The 17508-nt window shown below is 74.3% G+C and carries 15 protein-coding genes and 1 riboswitch; of the genes, 7 read left to right on the top strand and 8 right to left on the bottom strand.

What is annotated here, in order from left to right; all coding sequences use genetic code 11:
• Positions 1-105: 105 nt before the first annotated feature.
• Positions 106-921 carry a 1-acyl-sn-glycerol-3-phosphate acyltransferase gene (locus tag Q0817_RS07775; protein ID WP_298585586.1) on the top strand — a complete coding sequence of 272 codons (816 nt, stop codon included), beginning with the start codon at positions 106-108 and terminating at the stop codon, positions 919-921.
• Between the two features lie 27 nt (positions 922-948).
• Here Q0817_RS07775 and Q0817_RS07770 read toward each other — a convergent pair whose 3' ends face one another.
• On the bottom strand, positions 949-2154 hold the full coding sequence (locus tag Q0817_RS07770; RefSeq protein WP_366139864.1) for a helix-turn-helix domain-containing protein: 1206 nt from the start codon (positions 2152-2154) through the stop codon (positions 949-951).
• Positions 2155-2257: 103 nt separating this feature from the next.
• Here Q0817_RS07770 and Q0817_RS07765 point away from each other — a divergent pair, with 103 nt between their 5' ends.
• The 3 genes from Q0817_RS07765 to Q0817_RS07755 all read left to right on the top strand — a co-directional run bounded on the left by Q0817_RS07765 (position 2258) and on the right by Q0817_RS07755 (position 6189).
• Positions 2258-3310, top strand: coding sequence for a ferredoxin reductase (locus Q0817_RS07765; protein ID WP_298585584.1), 1053 nt, complete (start codon positions 2258-2260; stop codon positions 3308-3310).
• A 52-nt stretch (positions 3311-3362) separates the two neighbouring features.
• A complete protein-coding gene (locus tag Q0817_RS07760) occupies positions 3363-4478 on the top strand; it encodes an acyl-CoA desaturase (RefSeq protein WP_298585583.1) in 1116 nt (371 codons plus the stop codon).
• Between the two features lie 148 nt (positions 4479-4626).
• A complete protein-coding gene (locus Q0817_RS07755) occupies positions 4627-6189 on the top strand; it encodes an SDR family oxidoreductase (RefSeq protein WP_298585582.1) in 1563 nt (520 codons plus the stop codon).
• On the opposite strand, the gene Q0817_RS07750 is transcribed toward Q0817_RS07755, so the two are convergent.
• The 4 genes from Q0817_RS07750 to Q0817_RS07735 form a co-directional block, all read right to left on the bottom strand.
• Entirely contained in the window at positions 6155-7108 is a 954-nt protein-coding gene (locus tag Q0817_RS07750; RefSeq protein WP_298585581.1) for a sulfurtransferase, read from the bottom strand. The genes Q0817_RS07755 and Q0817_RS07750 overlap by 35 nt on opposite strands.
• A gap of 38 nt (positions 7109-7146) precedes the next feature.
• Positions 7147-8334 (bottom strand): cystathionine gamma-synthase, encoded by a 1188-nt coding sequence (locus Q0817_RS07745; protein WP_298585580.1) that lies wholly within the window; start codon positions 8332-8334, stop codon positions 7147-7149.
• A gap of 8 nt (positions 8335-8342) precedes the next feature.
• A complete protein-coding gene (locus Q0817_RS07740; RefSeq protein WP_298585579.1) occupies positions 8343-9659 on the bottom strand; it encodes an O-acetylhomoserine aminocarboxypropyltransferase/cysteine synthase family protein in 1317 nt (438 codons plus the stop codon).
• A 24-nt stretch (positions 9660-9683) separates the two neighbouring features.
• A riboswitch (SAM riboswitch) is annotated at positions 9684-9817 on the bottom strand.
• Positions 9818-9929: 112 nt separating this feature from the next.
• Positions 9930-10382: an Lrp/AsnC family transcriptional regulator gene (locus Q0817_RS07735; protein WP_298585578.1), complete on the bottom strand. Its 453-nt coding sequence runs from the start codon at positions 10380-10382 to the stop codon at positions 9930-9932.
• Positions 10383-10625: 243 nt separating this feature from the next.
• On the opposite strand from Q0817_RS07735, the gene Q0817_RS07730 reads away from it, so the two are divergent.
• From Q0817_RS07730 to Q0817_RS07720, 3 genes are read left to right on the top strand one after another with little or no spacing between them, the layout of a single operon-like run.
• Complete coding sequence (locus Q0817_RS07730) at positions 10626-11801, top strand: thiamine pyrophosphate-dependent enzyme (protein WP_298585577.1); 1176 nt, start codon at positions 10626-10628, stop codon at positions 11799-11801.
• Positions 11798-12847 (top strand): alpha-ketoacid dehydrogenase subunit beta, encoded by a 1050-nt coding sequence (locus tag Q0817_RS07725; RefSeq protein ID WP_298585576.1) that lies wholly within the window; start codon positions 11798-11800, stop codon positions 12845-12847. Before Q0817_RS07730 ends, Q0817_RS07725 begins: the two co-directional genes overlap by 4 nt.
• Positions 12848-12849: 2 nt before the next feature.
• Positions 12850-14340 (top strand): dihydrolipoamide acetyltransferase family protein, encoded by a 1491-nt coding sequence (locus Q0817_RS07720; protein ID WP_298585575.1) that lies wholly within the window; start codon positions 12850-12852, stop codon positions 14338-14340.
• 188 nt (positions 14341-14528) lie between these two features.
• On the opposite strand, the gene Q0817_RS07715 is transcribed toward Q0817_RS07720, so the two are convergent.
• The 3 genes from Q0817_RS07715 to Q0817_RS07705 form a co-directional block, all read right to left on the bottom strand.
• Positions 14529-15782: an alpha-hydroxy acid oxidase gene (locus tag Q0817_RS07715; RefSeq protein WP_298585574.1), complete on the bottom strand. Its 1254-nt coding sequence runs from the start codon at positions 15780-15782 to the stop codon at positions 14529-14531.
• A gap of 84 nt (positions 15783-15866) precedes the next feature.
• Positions 15867-16028, bottom strand: coding sequence for a hypothetical protein (locus tag Q0817_RS07710; RefSeq protein WP_298585573.1), 162 nt, complete (start codon positions 16026-16028; stop codon positions 15867-15869).
• 195 nt (positions 16029-16223) lie between these two features.
• Complete coding sequence (locus Q0817_RS07705; RefSeq protein WP_298585606.1) at positions 16224-17417, bottom strand: glycosyltransferase; 1194 nt, start codon at positions 17415-17417, stop codon at positions 16224-16226.
• Positions 17418-17508 lie beyond the last annotated feature (91 nt).

The raw sequence follows: 17508 nt of genomic DNA, 5'->3' as shown, positions 1-17508 counted from the left end.
CGCCGTTCCGCACGGCGCCGGCGGCGACGTGCCGCGCCCTGGTCTACGATTCTCGGCAGACCGTTCCCGGCCCGCCCTCCGCGGGCCTGTTCCCGAGGGAGGCCCGTGGCCCCGCTGCTGCGCCCCAACAAGTACGCCTACCGGGCCATCGTGCTCGCCGGCCTGGCCGCCGTGAAGCTCTTCCGCGTGCCCCTGCTGGTCTCGGGCGAGGAGCACCTGCCCACCGACCAGGTGGTGCACGGGCTGGACCGGGAGGTCCGGCCGGGCCGGGGCGCCGTCGTGGCGGTGACCCACTTCGGCTACCTCGACTTCGTCTTCGCGCAGCTGGTGGTCTGGCGCCGGCTGCGGGCCCACTCCCGCTTCCTCATCACCCGCAAGCACACCGGCAGCGCCTTCGTCACCGCGGTGTGCCGGCTGTGCGACCACGTCGTCGTCGACCGGGCCGACGGCGCCCCGGCCTACGCCGAGGCCGTGGCGAAGCTGGCGCGCGGCGAGTTCCTCGCGGTGTTCCCCGAGGGCGGGGTCAGCCGCAGCTGGACCGTGCGCCCGCTGCGCACCGGCGCCGTGCGCATGGCCGCCGAGACCGGTGCCCCCATCATCCCGGTGTCCGTGTGGGGCGGCCACCGGATGCTCACCCGGGGTCGCGGCGGGATCCGGCTGCGCGACGTGTGGCGCACCCCGGTGCGCGTCCACGTCGGCCCGGTGCTGCGCGTGGCCCCGGGCGAGGACGTCCGCGCCGCGAGCGCACGGCTGCGCTCCGTGCTGCAGGAGGGGATCGACCGGTGCGTCGAGGACTACCCCGTCACCCCGGAGCCCGGCGCGTGGTGGATGCCGGCGCACCTGGGCGGGAGCGCGATCACGGTCCAGGAGCAGATCGACTCCGACGCCCGGGAGCGGGAGGCCTACAAGCGGACCGGCTGAGCCCGCCGGGTGCGCCGGGGCGTCGGCTCAGCGGAACCCGGCGCGCAGGACCAGCTCGAGCTCGAACCGGCTCTTGGGGTCGTGGAGGGAGTCGCCGAAGACCTCCCGCAGCTGGTTCACCCGGTACCCGACCGTCTGCTCGTGGATGTTCAGCTCGGCGGCCATCGCCGCGCGCTGTCCGTGGTGCTCGAGCCAGCACAGCAGGGTGGTGGCCAGCCGCTCCCGCTGCCCGGACTTCAGCGCGTCCAGCGGGGCCAGGCACTGCGCGGCGAGGTCCTCGACCACGCTGCGCTCGGTGTGCAGGACGAGCTCCATGAGGTGCTCGGAGACCCACAGCGGCCCGGCGTCGGCCGGTTCCTCCCGCTGCAGCAGGTCCCGGGTCAGCACGGCCAGCCGCAGGGAGTCGGGGGCCGCGTACCAGGGGCGGGCCGGGCCGATCACCGCGCCGCGCCCGGTGAGCGCGCGCGCCAGTTCCTTGCGGCCCGTCGGGGAGGCGGGCTCGGGGACCACCGCCACGACGTCGCCGGGGCGGGACGTGAGCAGGGCCCGCTCCCCGAGGCGCGAGCGCAGCCCCACCCGCCGGTCGGCGGCCAGCGTCACCACGACCACCCGCTCGGGCACCGGCCATCCCGCGGCGGTGGCCGCGGCGCGCACCGCGTCCTCGGCCACGTGGCCGCGGACGAGCATGTCCGCGAGCGCGTCCAGCAGCCGGTCCTGCTCCCCCGCCCGCTCGGACTGCTCCATGGCGTACCCCTCGGCGCTGGCCGCGGAGAGCTCCTCGATGTAGGCGAAGACGGACTCCGCGAGACCGATCAGCACGGACGCCTCGAACCCGGCGTCCATGGCCACCCGCGAGAGCGAGCGCAGCGTGGTGCGCGCCCCGGAGCGGTAGGCCGCGAAGAGGGCGTCCATCGGCCGGCCCTCCCGCACCTCGCCGCGGCCGAGCCCCTCGTAGACCCGCCGGTCGTCGCCCATCAGCGCCGTCTGCTGGGTGCCGGGCAGCTGGAGGAACCGGGTCAGGGCCACCTCGACCCCGCGCCGGATGCTGTCGCCGAACAGCCCCTCCAACGGCCGTGCGTAGACGGGGACGTCGAGCCGCACGGCGTCCAGCAGCTCCTCCGTGACCGCGGGCAGGTGCGGGACGAGGAGGGGGGTGAGCGCCGGGGGGAGGGACGTCCACGGCAGCTCCCGGTCCGCCCGGCGCGCCGGCTGTGCGCGCGCCCTGTGGTCCATCTGCTCCACGATCCCCTGCTTTCATTCCGGCAGCACAATTTCTCTGCTGAAAGAGTACGCGACAGGACGAGAAACGCCGTCGGATTTGGGGCACAGTTATTACGTGCCCCAACTGCGACTGTTCACCCGCCTGGCCTCGGCCTTCACCACCCCCCGCTCGCCCGAGGACTTCCTGCGGCTCATCGACCCCCTCTCCAGCGCCCGCCAGCTGCGCGGCCTGGTGACCGCCGTGGTGCCCGAGACCGCCGACTCCGTGACGATCCGCTTCCGCCCCGGCCGGGGCTGGAACGCGCACGAGGCCGGCCAGTGGGCCCGCATCGGCGTGGAGATCGACGGCGTGCGGCACTGGCGCTCCTACTCCCTGAGCACGGGCGCCGGGCAGGACCCCGCCATCACGGTGACGGCGATGGGCAAGGTCTCCACCGCCCTGGTCCGCGGCACCCGGCCCGGCGACGTCCTGTTCCTCGCCCCGCCCGAGGGCGACTTCGTCCTCCCCGAGAGCCCGCGCCCGCTGCTGATGCTCACCGCCGGCAGCGGGCTGACGCCGGTCATGTCCATGATCCGCACCCTCGTTCCCCGCCGCGCGGACGCCGACCTGGTGCTCGTGCACTCCTCGCGCTCCCCGGAGGACTCGCTCTTCCGCGAGGAGCTGCTGGAGCTCACCGACCAGTTCCCCGGCTTCCGTCTCGTGCAGTGGTTCACCGGCGAGCGCGGCCGCCGCCTCGACCTCGCAACCACCGCCGACCTCGACGCCGCGTGCCCCGACTGGCGCGACCGTGCCGCCTACGCCTGCGGCCCCGCCGACTTCCTCGACGCCGCCGAGGCGCTCTGGAACCGCGAGGAGGGCGAGCTGCGGGTCGAGCGCTTCGCCGCCGTGGTCGCCCCCGGCTCCGGCGGGGAGGGCGGGCGCGTGACGTTCGAGAAGTCCGACACGGAGGTCGAGGCCGACAGCGGCACGACGCTCCTGGCCGCCGGCGAGGACGCGGGCCTGATGATGCGCAGCGGCTGCCGCATGGGCATCTGCCACGCGTGCGTGACCCCGCTGCTCTCCGGGCAGGTCCGCGACACCCGCACCGGCGAGGTCCACGGCGAACCCGGCCACCTCGTCCAGACCTGCGTGTCCACGGCCGCCGGTCCCGTCAGCCTCGACGCCTGACCCGACACCTCCAGCACTCGTACCCCGTCCCCGTTCCGGAAGGACCGACACCATGACGATCGTCACCCCATTCCTGCTCGACTCGGGCCAGCGCACCGCCGCGCCCAAGCCGTCCACCGCCGCCCATCTCACCGACGCGCAGGTCGAGGATCTCGGCCGCGAGCTCGACGCCCTCCGCGAGTCCGTGGTCGCCACCCGCGGCGCCAAGGACGCGGCCTACATCCGCCGGGTCATCGCCACGCAGCGCTCCCTCGAGCTCGCCGGGCGCGCCACGCTGCTGCTCGCCAAGCACAAGCCCGCCTGGATCGCGGGCACCGGCATGCTCACCGTGGCCAAGATCCTGGAGAACATGGAGATCGGCCACAACGTGCTGCACGGGCAGTGGGACTGGATGCGCGATCCCGACATCCACTCCACCACCTGGGAGTGGGACTTCGTGACCCCCTCGAAGGCGTGGCAGCACACCCACAACGACCTGCACCACACGTGGACGAACGTCCTCGGCAAGGACCGCGATGTCGGGTACAACGTCTTCCGCGTGGACGAGGGCCAGCCCTGGCAGTGGTGGAACCTGGGCAACCCGCTCTACAACGCGATGCTCGCCCCCTTCTTCGAGTTCGGCATCGCCATCTACGACCTCGAGTTCGACCAGGTGCGGGAGGGCACCAAGTCGAAGGCCGACCTCAAGCAGGGGCTGAAGGCCCTCGGCGCCAAGTTCCTCAAGCAGGTCGCCAAGGACTACGTGGCCACGCCCGCCGCCGCGATGCTCACGGGTTCCGGGAAGCAGGCGCTGACCGCGACCGTGACCGCCAACGCCGCCCGCAACGTCTGGGCGCACGCCGTGATCTTCTGCGGCCACTTCCCCGAGGGCGTGGACACCTTCACCGAGGAGCAGATCGAGGGCGAGACCCGCGGGGACTGGTACCTGCGGCAGATGCTCGGCTCCGCCAACATCTCCGGGTCCAAGCTGATGCACCTCATGACCGGGAACCTGTCCTTCCAGATCGAGCACCACCTGTTCCCGGACCTGCCCTCCAACCGCTACGCCGAGGTCGCCGTGAAGGTCCGGGAGATCTGCGAGCGCTACGGGCTGCCCTACACGACCGGGCCGCTGCCCAAGCAGGTCGGCTCGTACTGGGCGAAGATCTTCCGCCTGGCCCTGCCCTGATCCGTCCCCCCGGGACGGCTCGCCGAACGGCCGCGGCGCTCCGGCACGCGGCCGTTCCGCGTGCCGGGGCACCGGCGGCCGGGAGACCCCGCCGGGAACCTGTCGGGCCGCGTTGGTAGGCTCGCGGAACCCGCACGAAAGGCAGGCCATGAGCTCTTCCCAGCGCGTCCTCATCACCGGTGCCACCGGCTACGTCGGAGGGCGCCTGGCGCCCAGGATGCTCGAGGCCGGGCACCCGGTGCGCGTCGCCGTCCGCTCCCCCGGCAAGCTGCGGGCCGTGCCGTGGCGGGACGAGGTGGAGGTCGCCGAGACGGACCTCAACGACCTCGACGGGATGACCGCCGCGTGCCAGGACGTGCACACCCTGTACTACCTCGTGCACTCCATGGGCGGTTCCCGGCAGTTCGAGGAGGAGGAGGCCGAGATGGCCCGGACCGTGGCCCGGGCCGCGGAGCGGGCCGGGGTGCGCCGCATCGTCTACCTCTCGGGCCTGCACCCCCAGGGCGTGGAGCTGTCCCAGCACATGCGCTCCCGGGTCCGGGTCGGCGAGATCCTGCTCGAGAGCTCCGTCCCGGCGGTGGTCTTCCAGGCCGGTGTGGTGATCGGCTCCGGCTCGGCGTCCTTCGAGATGATCCGCCACCTCGGCGACACCCTCCCGATCATGCCGGCGCCGTCCTGGGTGACCAACAGCATCGAGCCCATCGCCGTCCGCGACGTGCTGTACTACCTGGTCCACGCGATGGACCTGCCGGAGGGACTCAACCGCACCTTCGACATCGGCTCGCGCGACGTCATGACCTACGCCGACGCCATGCGCCGCTACGCCCGGGTCGCAGGGCTGCGGCGGCGGGTGGTCTTCCACCTGCCCCTCCCCGCACCCCGGCTGTCGGGGTTCTGGGTGGGCATGGTCACGCCGATCCCCCTGGCCCTGGCCGTGCCGCTCGTGCAGTCGCTGCAGCACGCCGCCGTGTCGCACGAGCACGACATCGACGACCACATCCCGCAGCCGCCGGAGGGGCTGGCCGGCTACCGCCGTGCCGTGGCCCTCGCGCTGAAGAAGATCGAGGACAACTCCGTGGAGACCACGTGGGACGTCCACTACAGCTCCTCCGAGGCCGCCGCCGACCCGCTCCCCTCGGACCCGGACTGGGCGGGGCGCACGGTGTTCGTGGACGAGCGCAGCCGCACGGGCCCGGCGCGGCCCGAGCAGGTGTGGCGGGTCATCGAGTCCATCGGCGGGCGCAACGGCTGGTACTCCCTGCCCCTCGCGTGGCAGGTCCGCGGCCTCATGGACAAGCTCGTGGGCGGGGCCGGGCTGAACCGCGGCCGCCGGGACGCCACCGACCTCCAGGTGGGCGAGTACGTGGACTGGTGGCGCGTGGAGGACCTGGAGGAGGGGCACAAGCTGCTCCTGCACGCCGAGATGCGGGCCCCGGGCCGGGCGTGGCTCGAGCTGTCCGTGGAGCCCGAGGGCGAGGGCAGCCGGTACACGCAGCGGGCCATCTTCTTCCCGCGGGGCCTGCCGGGGCGGCTCTACTGGTGGGGCGTGTGGCCCTTCCACGGGTTCATCTTCCCGTCCATGGCCCGCAACATCCTCGCCACCGCCGCCGCGCTGGACGAGCCCGGGCCCGGCGCCGCGGGGCAGCGCGACCAGGCGGGACAGGCGGCCGAGCGGATCACTCCCGCCGGGGAGAGCCCGGCCCGCGGCTGAGCCCGTCAGGTCCCGCGACGGGCCGGGGACCGGGCCGGCCCCACTCGCTCCAGGAGCCGTCGTAGACCGCGACGTCCTCGCGACCGGCCAGGTGGGCGCCGAGCGCCAGCACGCAGGCGGTGATCCCCGAACCGCAGCTGGTGACGATGCGCCGCCCCTCGGGCGCCGCCGCGTCGATCCGCTCCCGGAGCCGCGGCAGCGGCAGCAGCCGCCCGTGCGCGTCCTGCAGGTCGGTGTACGGCAGGTTGACCGCCCCCGGCATGTGCCCGGGGCGCAGACCCGGCCGCGGCTCGGGCTCGGTGCCGGCGAACCGGCCGGCGGAGCGGGCGTCCAGGACGGTGGCCCCCGGGTCCTCCAGGGCGCGGGCGACGTCCTCCGCCCCGACGAAGCGGCCCGCACGGGGCACCAGCTCGACGTCGCCGGGCTCGGCGGGCGGCGCGGCGTGCGCCCCCGTGGGCCGCCCCTCGGCGACCCACGCCGGGAGGCCGCCGTCGAGGACGGCGACCCGGTCGAAGCCCGCGGCCCGGAGCAGCCACCAGACCCGGGCGGACGCGAAGAGTCCCTTGCCGTCGTAGGCCACGACCGTGCTCGTCCGCGAGATGCCGAGCGCGCGTGCCGCCGCGGTCAGCTGCTCCGCCGGGGGCGCCGTGTGCGGCAGGTCCGAGGACGGGTCCGAGAAGGGCCCGTCCAGGTCGAGGAGCAGCGCACCGGGGAGGGCCTCGTCGACGCGGTTGAGCGTGGAGCTCGCGTCCACGAGCACGAGCCGCGGGTCCCCGAGGTGCCCGGCCAGCCACTCCGTGCCCACCACCGGCCCGGGCAGCTCGAGCGGGGCCTCCTCGTGCGGGGTGCTGTGGTGCGGGGTGCTCTGCTGCGCAGTGCTGTGCTGCGGGGTGCTGTGCTGCGGGGTGCCGGTGCTCATGCGCCCCAGGCTAGTGCGGTCGGCGCCGGGACGCCGGGTCAGGAGGCGCCGGCGAGCGCGCGCTCGAGGTCCTCGAGCTGGTCCTCGACGTCCTCGATGCCCACCGAGAGCCGCACCAGGTCCACGGGCACGGCCAGCGCGGTGCCCCTGACCGAGGCGTGCGTCATCTCCGAGGGGTAGCAGATCAGGGACTCCACCCCGCCCAGGCTCACGGACAGCGAGTACAGCCGGGTGCCCTCCGCCACCGCCCGGGCCGCGGCCTCCCCGCCGGCCGGCCGGAAGGAGACCATGCCGCCGAAGCCGCGCATCTGCGCGGCCGCGAGCCCGTGCCCGGGGTGCTCGGGCAGCCCGGGGTAGAGCACCTGCGAGACCTCCGGGCGCTCCAGCAGCCACTCGGCGATCCGCTGCGCGTTGTCCTGGTGGCGTTCCATCCGCAGGCTCAGGGTCTTGAGCCCGCGGGCGGCCAGGTAGCTGTCCTGCGGGCCGGCCACGGCACCGGCGGCGAACTGCTGGAAGCCGACCGCCTCCGTGAGCGGGGCCCCGCGCCACTCGGCCGTCCCGACGACCACGGCGCCGCCGAGCACGTCGGAGTGCCCGCCGATGTACTTGGTGGTGGAGTGCACCACGGCGTGCGCGCCGAGCTCGAGGGGGTTCTGCAGGTACGGGGACGCGAAGGTGTTGTCCACGACGAGCAGCGCCCCGGCGTCCCGGGCCAGCTGCGCCCAGGCCGCGACGTCGGCGATGCCGAGCAGCGGGTTGGACGGCGTCTCGAGCCACAGCACCCGCGTGGAGCCGGGCCGCACGGCGGCGAGGACGGCGTCGAGGTCGGTGATGTCCACGGCCGTGTGCCCGATGTCCCAGGGGGCGAGGACCTTCGTGATCAGCCGGTTGGTGCCGCCGTAGCCGTCGGCGCCGAGCACGATGTGGTCGCCGGGGCGCAGCACCGCGCGCAGCAGGGCGTCCTCGGCGGCGATCCCCGAGGCGAACGCGAACCCGCGCTCACCCCGCTCCAGGGCCGCGAGCTGCTCCTCGAATCCGCTGCGGGTGGGGTTGGAGCCGCGGCTGTACTCGTGGCCGGCGCGCAGCACGTTGATCCCGTCCTGGGCGAACGTGGAGGTCTGGTAGATCGGCGGGATGACCGCCCCGGTCAGCGGGTCGGGCTCCTGGCCGGCGTGGACGGCGGTGGTCGTGAACCCCCGGGTGCGGGTGGCGGTGGTGGACGTCATGGCGGGGCTCACTTCCGGGTGGTGTGGACGGTGTCGAGGGCCTGGCCGAGGTCGGCCACGAGGTCCTGCGGGGACTCGAGGCCGATCGACAGCCGGATCGTGGTCTCGGCGATCCCGCCGGCCCGGCGCTGCTCGGGGGTCAGGCGGCAGTGGGTCATGGCCGCGGGGTGGGCCACGAGGCTGCGCGTGTCCCCGACGTTGGCGACCAGCTTGAACAGCCGGAGCGCGTCGATGAACGGCCCCACGGCGGCGTCCGGGGCGGCGAGGTCGAAGGAGAACACGGAGCCGGTCCCGCGCGGGAAGTCCCGGGCGGCGATCCCGGCGCCGGGGTCCCCGGGCACGCCGGGGTGGTGGACGCGGGCGACGGCGGGGTGCCCGGCCAGGAACTCGGCGACCTCGAGGGCGGAGGCCGTGTGGCGGGCCACGCGCAGGTCGAGGGTCTCGGTGCCCTGCAGGATCTGGCTGGCGTTGAACGGGGACAGCGTGGTGCCGAGGTCGTGCACGTACTTGGCCCGGACCAGGTGCAGGTAGGGGCTGGCCCCGGCGCACTTCTCGACGAGGCTCAGCCCGCCCCAGCGCGCGCGGGCCTGCGTGAACTGCGGCCACTTGTCCGGCCGCGCGGACCAGTCGAAGGTCCCGCCGTCCACGACCGCCCCGGCGAGCGCATTGCCGTGCCCGCCCAGGAACTTGGTGGCCGAGTGCACCACGATGTCGGCGCCCTTCTCGAGCGGCCGGTACAGGGCCGGGGAAGCGAGGGTGTTGTCGACGACGACGGGCACCCCGGCCGCCCGGGCGACGTCGGCGACCCCGGGCAGGTCCGGCAGGGTGGCCAGCGGGTTGCCGATGGACTCGAGCAGGAACGCCCGGGTGTCGGGGCGCACGGCCGCGGCCCACGCCCCCGGGGTGGTGGGGTCCACGAAGGAGACCTCGATGCCGCAGTCCGCGAAGGAGTCGGTGAGCAGGTCCACGGTCCCGCCGTAGAGCTTCTCGGAGGCCACGAGGTGCTTGCCGGTGCCCTGGCCGAGCAGGGCGAGCAGCGCGACGGCCACGGCGGACTGCCCGGAGCCGGTGGCCACGGCGCCCGCGCCGCCCTCGAGGTCGCTGATCCGCTGCTCGAGCACCGCCACCGTGGGGTTGCCGGTGCGCGTGTAGGTGAAGCCCGCCCGGGTCTGGGCGAACATCTGCTGGGCCGCCTCGTAGTCCGGGAACTCGAACGCCGCGGTCTGGTAGATCGGCACCGTCAGGGTGCGCTGGGTGACCTCGCTGTGGGTGCCGGCGTGGATCTGCCGGGTCGCGAGGTCGTGGTCGGTCACGGGGATGGACATGGCGCTGCTCCTGTGCCTTGCTCTTACCCGCACCGGACGGCCGCGGTCCCCCGGTGGGGCGCCGCGGAGAATGCAGGCCGCTTCTTCATCCGAACCACCCAATGAGCATGGGGTTGGTGCGTGACCAAGTCGGAGCTTGGCGGTCACGTCTCGTGAAGCTGGAACAACACTATGCGCAGAGGTAGTGGCTGTCCCTCCGCGACGGAAGATGACGACCGTGACGGAACATGACGCCGGCCGTGCGCACCGGGCCGGCGCCGGGACCGCGGGTCAGGCCCGCGTGTCGATGTCCTCGAAGATCAGGAACGTCTGGGTGTCCACCACGCCCGGCAGCTGCTGGATGTGCTCGAAGATCACCTGCCGCAGGTGCACGGTGTCCACGGCCCGCACGAGGAGCATGACGTCGAAGTTCCCGCCCACCAGGGCGATGTGGTGCACGGCGGGGATCGCCTGGAGCTGGGCGCACAGCTCCCGCCAGGTGTTCTGCTGGAGCTTGAGCGTCACGTAGGCGGAGGCCTGCAGGCCCGCCCGCACCGGGTCGATCACGGTGCTGAAGCGCAGGATGACGCCCTCGTCCCGGAGCCGGTTGATGCGGGCGTAGGCGTGGGCGCGGGAGACGTGCACGGCCGCGGCGATCGCGGTCACCGACTGCCTCGCGTCCCGGGAGAGCTCCGCGAGGATCTTCCGGTCGGTCTCGTCCAGGGACACGGGGGTCGAGGGCACGGCGGGCTCCTTCGGGATGGGTCGGTCGCAGGTCCGTCGACGTGCCGGACGAATGCGTGTGCTCCACGCCACACTAGAACATTTCGTCCACACTGTGTGGACTCTCTGTCTCAGTCTTCTGCAATTTCCCGGCTCTATGGATACGAACCATGTCCAGTTCCCATACTTGAGGAGACAGAGTTGCACCAGCCTTCCTGCCTCCCCGGGCCCGTGACCGGACCGGGGACCGACCGAGGGGACACCATGAGCCAGACCGTCGAGACCCCCGAGGACCCGATCCTCCGGGCCTCCCAGACCTTCGGCATCACGCCGGAGCAGTACATGCTCCCCGCCCGCGGCGAGATCCGCATGGTCGACCCGAGCGGGCGGCTGCTCGCCCCCGAGGAGCAGGGCACCGGCCCCGGCCACGAGTACCCGCTGCCCGCCCGGGACGTCCTGCTGGACGCCTACGAGAAGCTGGTGGTCGGGCGGCGGGTCAACGACCAGAACTCCGCGCTGGTCCGCCAGGGCCGCATGGCCGTCTACCCGTCCAGCCACGGCCAGGAGGCCTGCCAGGTGGCGGCCGCCCTGTGCCTCGAAGAGGGCGACTGGCTGTTCCCCACCTACCGGGACACCGTGGCGGTCATGACCAAGGGCGTGGACCCCCTGCAGGTCATGGCGATCTTCCGCGGCGAGTGGCACGGCGGCTACGACCCGTACGAGCACTGCGTGGGCATCCAGTCCACGCCGCTGACCACCCAGCTGCTGCACGCGGTGGGCGTGGCCCACGCGGCGAAGCTGCGCGGCGAGGACACCGTGGTCCTGGCGATGTGCGGCGACGGCGCCACCAGCGAGGGCGACTTCCACGAGGCCCTGAACTTCGCGGCCGTGTTCAAGCTGCCGGTCGTGTTCTTCGTGCAGAACAACGGCTACGCGATCTCCGTGCCCCTGTCCCAGCAGTCCGCGGCCCCCAGCCTCGCCCACAAGGCGGTCGGCTACGGCATGGCCGGGGAGCGCGTGGACGGCAACGACCTCGTGGCGCTGCTCGCCACCCTGCGCCGCGCCGTGGACCTGGCGCGCTCCGAGTCCGAGCCCCTCCTCGTCGAGGCGCACACCTACCGGATGCAGGCGCACACCAACGCCGACGACGCCACGCGCTACCGGGACGACGCCGAGGTGCAGGAGTGGATCGCCAAGGACCCGGTGACCCGGATGCGCGCCTACCTCGGCGCCGAGGGCGTGCTCGACGAGGCGGCGGAGCAGCGCATCGCCGCGGCCGCCGAGGACGTCGCCAGCGCCCTGCGCGACGGCATGAACGCCGACGTGGAGATCGACCCGCTCGAGCTGTTCCGCCACGTCTACACCGAGCAGACCCCGCAGCTCGCCGAGCAGGAGCAGTTCCTGGCCGCCGAGCTCGCCCGAGAGGAGACCGGACAGTGAGCACCCTCCACGCCCCCGCCCCGGCCGGCGAGGCCCCGGCGGTCAAGCCGGCCACCTTCGCCCAGGCGCTCAACACCGCCCTGGCGGACGCGCTGGCCGCCGACGACGGCGTCGTCGTCTTCGGCGAGGACGTCGGCACCCTCGGCGGCGTATTCCGCATCACCGACGGGCTGACGCAGCGCTTCGGCCGCACCCGCTGCTTCGACACCCCGCTGGCCGAGTCCGGGATCGCCGGCATGGCCGTGGGCATGGCGATGAACCGCATGCGCCCCGTCATCGAGATGCAGTTCGACGCCTTCGCCTACCCGGCCTTCGAGCAGGTCGCCTCGCACATCGCGAAGATGCACAACCGCACCCGCGGCGCGGTGCGCCTGCCGATCGTCATCCGCATCCCCTACGCCGGCGGCATCGGCGGCGTGGAGCACCACTGCGACTCCTCCGAGGCCTACTACGCCCACACCCCGGGCCTGAAGGTCTTCACCCCCGCCACGGTCGAGGACGCCTACCTCATGCTGCGCGAGGCGATCGACTCCGACGACCCCGTCGTGTTCTTCGAGCCCAAGAAGCTCTACTGGTCCAAGGCGCCCGTGGACCTGGCCGAGCTGAAGGACCGCTACGAGAACCGGTCGCCCGAGCGCCGGGAGGGCCGCGCCGTGGTCGCCCGCGCCGGCGAGGACGCCACGCTGCTGGCCTACGGGCCGTCCGTGCCGACCGCCCTGGCGGCCGCGGCGACCGCCGCCGCCGAGGGGCGCTCGCTCGAGGTCGTGGACCTGCGCAGCCTCGTCCCGTTCGACGACGAGACGGTCGCCGCGTCGGTGCGCAGGACCGGGCGCGTGGTGGTCGTGGCCGAGGCGCCGGGCTTCGCGTCCGTGGCGGCCGAGATCGTGGCCCGCGTCCAGGAGCGCTGCTTCCACTCCCTGGCCGCGCCCGTGCGCCGCGTGACCGGGTTCGACATCCCGTACCCGGCGCCCAAGCTCGAGAAGCACTACCTGCCGAGCGTCGACCGCATCCTCGACGCCGTGGACGACCTGCAGTGGGAGGACTGACCATGACCGTGAAGACGTTCACCCTGCCGGATCTCGGCGAGGGACTGACCGAGGCCGAGCTCGTGAGCTGGCTCGTCCAGGTGGGCGACACCGTCGCCGTGGACCAGCCGATCGCCGAGGTGGAGACCGCCAAGTCCGCCGTGGAGGTCCCGTGCCCCTTCGCGGGGACCGTGCACCAGCTGCACGGCGCCTCCGGGCAGACCCTCGACGTGGGGGCGCCGCTGATCTCCGTCGACACCGGGGACCGGGACGGGACCCCCGCCCCGCAGGGCGGCGGCCCCAAGGGCGAGCAGTCCTACCGTGAGGAGGAGCGCGCCGGGGCGGACCCCGAGGCGGCGGCCGGGGCCTCCGACGACGACGCCGGATCCGGCAGCGTGCTCATCGGCTACGGCACGCCCGCCGGCGGCACGGCCGGGCGCCGGCGCCGGCCCAAGCGGGCCGGTTCAGCGGACGGGCAGGCCACCGCGACCGCCACCGCACCGGCGCAGGCGGCGGCGCAGGCCGCGGCCACGGACGCCGCCCACGACGCGATGGCCTCGGCCCCGCGCCTGGCGCCCACGGTCGTCTCTCCGATCGTGCGCAAGCTCGCCAAGGACCGCGGGATCGACATCTCCACCGTGCGCGGCTCGGGCCCCGGCGGGCTCATCCTGCGCCGCGACGTCGTGGCCGCGGCGGACGCCCCCGCGGAGCCGGCGACGGCCCCGCGGGAGACCGCCGCCGCGCCGTCGTCCCGCACCCCGGGACCGTCCGCCGTGGCGCCGTCCGCCGTGGACGCCCGCACGGGGCTGGGGGTGGCCGAGCGGCTCCCGGTCGCCGGGATCCGCAAGGCCATCGGGCAGGCCATGACCCGCTCCCGCAGCGAGATCCCCGAGGCCACCGTCTGGGTGGACGTGGACGCCACGAAGCTGGTGCAGCTGCGCGCCGAGCTCAAGGCGCAGGATCCCGAGCGGGCCCCGGGGCTCATGGCCCTGATCGCGCGGTTCGTGCTCGCCGGCCTGGCCCGCCACCCCGAGCTCGCCACCCGGATCGAGACCCTCGAGGACGGCAGCCAGCAGATCGTGCGCTTCGACGGCGTGAACCTGGGCTTCGCGGCGCAGACCGACCGCGGGCTCGTGGTGCCGAACATCCGCAACGCGCACACCCTGAGCGCCCGCGGCCTCGACGCCGAGCTCCGGCGGCTCACCGAGCTCGCGCGCACCGGCAAGGCCGGCCCCGCCGAGCTGTCCGGCTCCACGTTCACCCTCAACAACTACGGGGTGTTCGGCACGGACGGGGCCGCGGCGATCATCAACCACCCGGAGGTCGCGATCCTCGGGATCGGCCGGATCATCGACCGCCCGTGGGTGGTCGACGGGCAGCTGGCCGTCCGCAAGGTCACCCAGCTCTCCCTCGCGTTCGACCACCGGGTGTGCGACGGCGGGGCCGCCGGCGGCTTCCTGCGCATGGTGGCCGACGCCGTGGAGAACCCGGTGTCGGTGCTCGCGGACCTGTAGCGGCCCGCGGTTCCGCCACTGCCGAGGGGTCGCGTCCGGCGCCCCTCCCATCGCGAGGAGTCGCGTTCGGCCGGTATCGCGGCCACATATCGGCCGAACGCGACCCCTCGGCAGGGGCGGAGGCAGAACGCGACTCCTCGGCCAGCGGCGGAGGCAGAACGCGACCCCTCGGTGCCGAGGCCGGTGGCTCAGCGCCGGTCGGCCGGGGCGTCCCGACGGGAGAGGTCGGGGTGGTGGCGGGTGCCGAGCAGGTGCGGGCCCAGGTCGGCGACCGTCGCGGCCCCCATCAGCTGCATGCTGATCCGCACTTCCTCGGCCAGCAGCTCGATCGCCCGCTCCACGCCCTGCTGCCCGCCCGCCATCAGCCCGTAGAGGTAGGCCCGGCCGATGAGCACGAAGTCCGCGCCGGCGCACAGGGCGGTGATGACGTCGGCCCCGCTCATGACCCCGGAGTCCAGGATCAGCTCGACGCCCTCGCCCACCTCGTCCCGCACCTCGGGCAGCGCGTGCAGCGAGGCGGGGGCGCGGTCCAGCTGGCGGCCGCCGTGGTTGGAGACCACCAGCCCGTCGGCCCCGGCGGCCATGGACTGCCGGGCGTCGTCGCGGGTCAGCACGCCCTTCACGAAGAGCTTCCCCGGCCACACGGAGCGGATCCACTCGAGGTCCTCGTAGGACAGGGTCGGGTCGAACATCGAGTTCGTGATGGTGGGCAGGTCGGCGCTCGTGCTCGAGAGGGACGCGAACTTCAGGGAGTCCGTGGTCAGGAAGTCGAACCACCACTCGGGCCGGCGGGAGGCGTCGGCCACCGTCCGCAGCGACAGCTTCGGCGGGATGACCATGCCGTTGCGCACGTCCCGCAGCCGCTGGCCCGCCACCGGGGTGTCCACGGTGACGAGCAGGGTGCCGTAGCCGTGGGCCGCGGCGCGCTCCAGGAGGTTCCGGGACCGGGCCCGGTCCTTCCACAGGTACAGCTGGAACCAGCGGGTGGCGTCCGGACCCGCCGCGGCCACCTCCTCCAGGGACCGCGTGCCCATGGTGGACAGGGTGAAGGGGATGCCGGCCCGTGCCGCCGCACGGACTCCCCCGATCTCCCCCTCCGAGTGCATGAAGCGGGTGAAGCCGGTCGGGGCGATGCCGAACGGCAGCGCGGACCGGGTCCCGGCGATCGGCGCGGACAGGTCCGGGGCGGCGATGCCGTGCAGGATCCGGGGCAGCAGCTCGACCGCGTCGAACGCCTCCCGCGAGCGCCGGCGGGTCAGCTCGCGCTGGGCGGCGCCGTCCGTGTAGTCGAACGCCGGGCGCGGGGTGCGGCGGCGGGCGATCCGGCGCAGGTCCCAGAGGTCCGCGGCCTTGGCCAGCCGGGCCGCGCGACGGTCGAGGACGGGGGTCTCGAACTGCAGGAGCGGGCGCAGCTCGGACCACTGGGGCAGACGCCGCTCCATGGCGGACCTCCTGACGGTCGGGGTGCTCCCGACCACACTACGACGGAGGGGCTCCGGCCGAGCGCCCGGCAGGCGGTGCGCCGTTCAGTCGGTCTCGGGCCCCGCGCAGTACGGGCAGTTCTGCTCGACGTCGGCCCATCCGTGCTGTCCGCCCCGGGGACTCGGGGCCGGCGTCGCGGCGTCCGCGACCTCGTCCGGGAGCGAGGCGGTCCGGGTGGAGCGGGGCGGGAGCAGGTCGACGGTCATGGTGCGGTCCTCCTGGAAGGGTGCTGCCGGGCGGGGCGTCGTCCGGTCCTTCCAGTATCGAGGGCACCACCCGTGCGGAACAGCGATGATTTCCGACGCCGATCCGTCAGTGGAACCGATGGGTCCGCCGCGGGCGCCGGGCCGGTGCGCGGCGCGGGCGCCTGGCCGGCAGGGCGCCGCGGACCCGCACCGGGCTCAGAGCGCGCCGAGGACGTCGAGGGCGGCCCGCAGCCCCTGCTCCTCCCGCACCGCGCGCCCCACGTGCTGGGCCCGCTCCCGGCGGGCGAGGGCGTCGCCCACCGCGGGGACCAGGGTCTCCGCCGTCAGCGACCGGTGCGGGATCGGAGCCGCGGCGACGCCGAGCCGGTGCAGCTGCCGCCCCCAGAAGGGCTGGTCGACGAGGAAGGGCACCACCACGGACGGAACACCCGCGCGGGCCACGGTGTGCACGGTCCCCGCCCCGCCGTGGTGGACCGCCAGGGCGGCGTCCGGGAGCACGGCGTCCAGCGGTGCGGCCGGGACGACGAGCACGTCGTCGCCGCGGCTGCCCTCCGGCAGGGCCAGCCCGCCCCAGCCCGTGACCAGGAGGGTCCGCAGTCCGTGGGCACGCGCGCTGTCCACGACCGCCCTCCCCCGCACGGACGGGTCGCCGGCCGCCATGGAGCCGAAGGTCGCCACCAGGCACGGCCCGCCCCGGACGAACTCGGCCACCTCGGGGTCCGGGGCGGGGACGCCCGCGCCGGCGTGCCAGGAACCGGTCAGGTGCACCGTGGCCGGCCAGTCGGCGGGTCTGGGCAGCAGCTGCGGGCTGATCCCCATCAGGGTGGCGCGGGACGCCGATGCGGGTGCGGGCGCCCGGCCGCCGGGCAGCTGCCGGCACGCGCGCTCGACGTCCCGGCGGAACAGCCGTGCGCCGCTGCGGGGGACCGCGTAGGTCGTCCGGTTGAACCGGCCGAGGTCCCTGGAGACCGTGGGCCCGCCCGGGGCGGAGAACTCCCGCGTGGGCGTCGCCACGGGCACGAACTCGGCCAGCACGCGCGGGACGCCGAGGGCGTCCGCCACGGCCGGCGCCGTGAGGACCAGCGGGTGGTGCAGGACCAGGTCGGGGTCGAACGCGAGGGTCTCCCGCACCGCCGCGGAGAACATCCTCCCCATCCCCGGGCCGACCTCGGAGCGGAAGTGGCGCACCGCCGCCCACGGCGCGAGCCCGGAGATCCGCACCAGCCGGTGGAAGTCCACGTCCAGGCTCACGGTGTCGAGCCCGGAGAGGTCCACCCCGGAGTTCTCCGGGACCCCCAGCCGGACGCGATGCCCCTGTGCCGTGGCGTACCGGGCCAGGGCCGCGAACGGCTCCACGTCGCCGCGGGTTCCGGAGGTCAGCAGCATCATGCGCACCCCCACAGTCTGCCCCGCGGCCGGGCGGAGCACGAGCGGGCCCTCGGCCGCGCCTGCCCGGGCGCGGCCGGATCCGCCGGGTCCG

This window comes from uncultured Kocuria sp. (assembly GCF_947500125.1).
Classification (GTDB): Bacteria; Actinomycetota; Actinomycetes; order Actinomycetales; family Micrococcaceae; genus Kocuria.
This window is presented reverse-complemented; position numbering and strand designations above follow the sequence as displayed.

Excerpts from the sequence above, each read along its gene's own strand:
- Q0817_RS07770 (WP_366139864.1), bottom strand. The coding sequence starts at position 2,154 with ATGGACCACAGGGCGCGCGCACAGCCGGCGCGCCGGGCGGACCGGGAG.
- Q0817_RS07760 (WP_298585583.1), top strand. The coding sequence starts at position 3,363 with ATGACGATCGTCACCCCATTCCTGCTCGACTCGGGCCAGCGCACCGCC.
- Q0817_RS07755 (WP_298585582.1), top strand. The coding sequence starts at position 4,627 with ATGAGCTCTTCCCAGCGCGTCCTCATCACCGGTGCCACCGGCTACGTC.
- Q0817_RS07750 (WP_298585581.1), bottom strand. The coding sequence starts at position 7,108 with ATGAGCACCGGCACCCCGCAGCACAGCACCCCGCAGCACAGCACTGCG.
- Q0817_RS07745 (WP_298585580.1), bottom strand. The coding sequence starts at position 8,334 with ATGACGTCCACCACCGCCACCCGCACCCGGGGGTTCACGACCACCGCC.
- Q0817_RS07740 (WP_298585579.1), bottom strand. The coding sequence starts at position 9,659 with ATGTCCATCCCCGTGACCGACCACGACCTCGCGACCCGGCAGATCCAC.
- Q0817_RS07730 (WP_298585577.1), top strand. The coding sequence starts at position 10,626 with ATGAGCCAGACCGTCGAGACCCCCGAGGACCCGATCCTCCGGGCCTCC.
- Q0817_RS07720 (WP_298585575.1), top strand. The coding sequence starts at position 12,850 with ATGACCGTGAAGACGTTCACCCTGCCGGATCTCGGCGAGGGACTGACC.
- Q0817_RS07715 (WP_298585574.1), bottom strand. The coding sequence starts at position 15,782 with ATGGAGCGGCGTCTGCCCCAGTGGTCCGAGCTGCGCCCGCTCCTGCAG.
- Q0817_RS07710 (WP_298585573.1), bottom strand. The coding sequence starts at position 16,028 with ATGACCGTCGACCTGCTCCCGCCCCGCTCCACCCGGACCGCCTCGCTC.
- Q0817_RS07705 (WP_298585606.1), bottom strand. The coding sequence starts at position 17,417 with ATGATGCTGCTGACCTCCGGAACCCGCGGCGACGTGGAGCCGTTCGCG.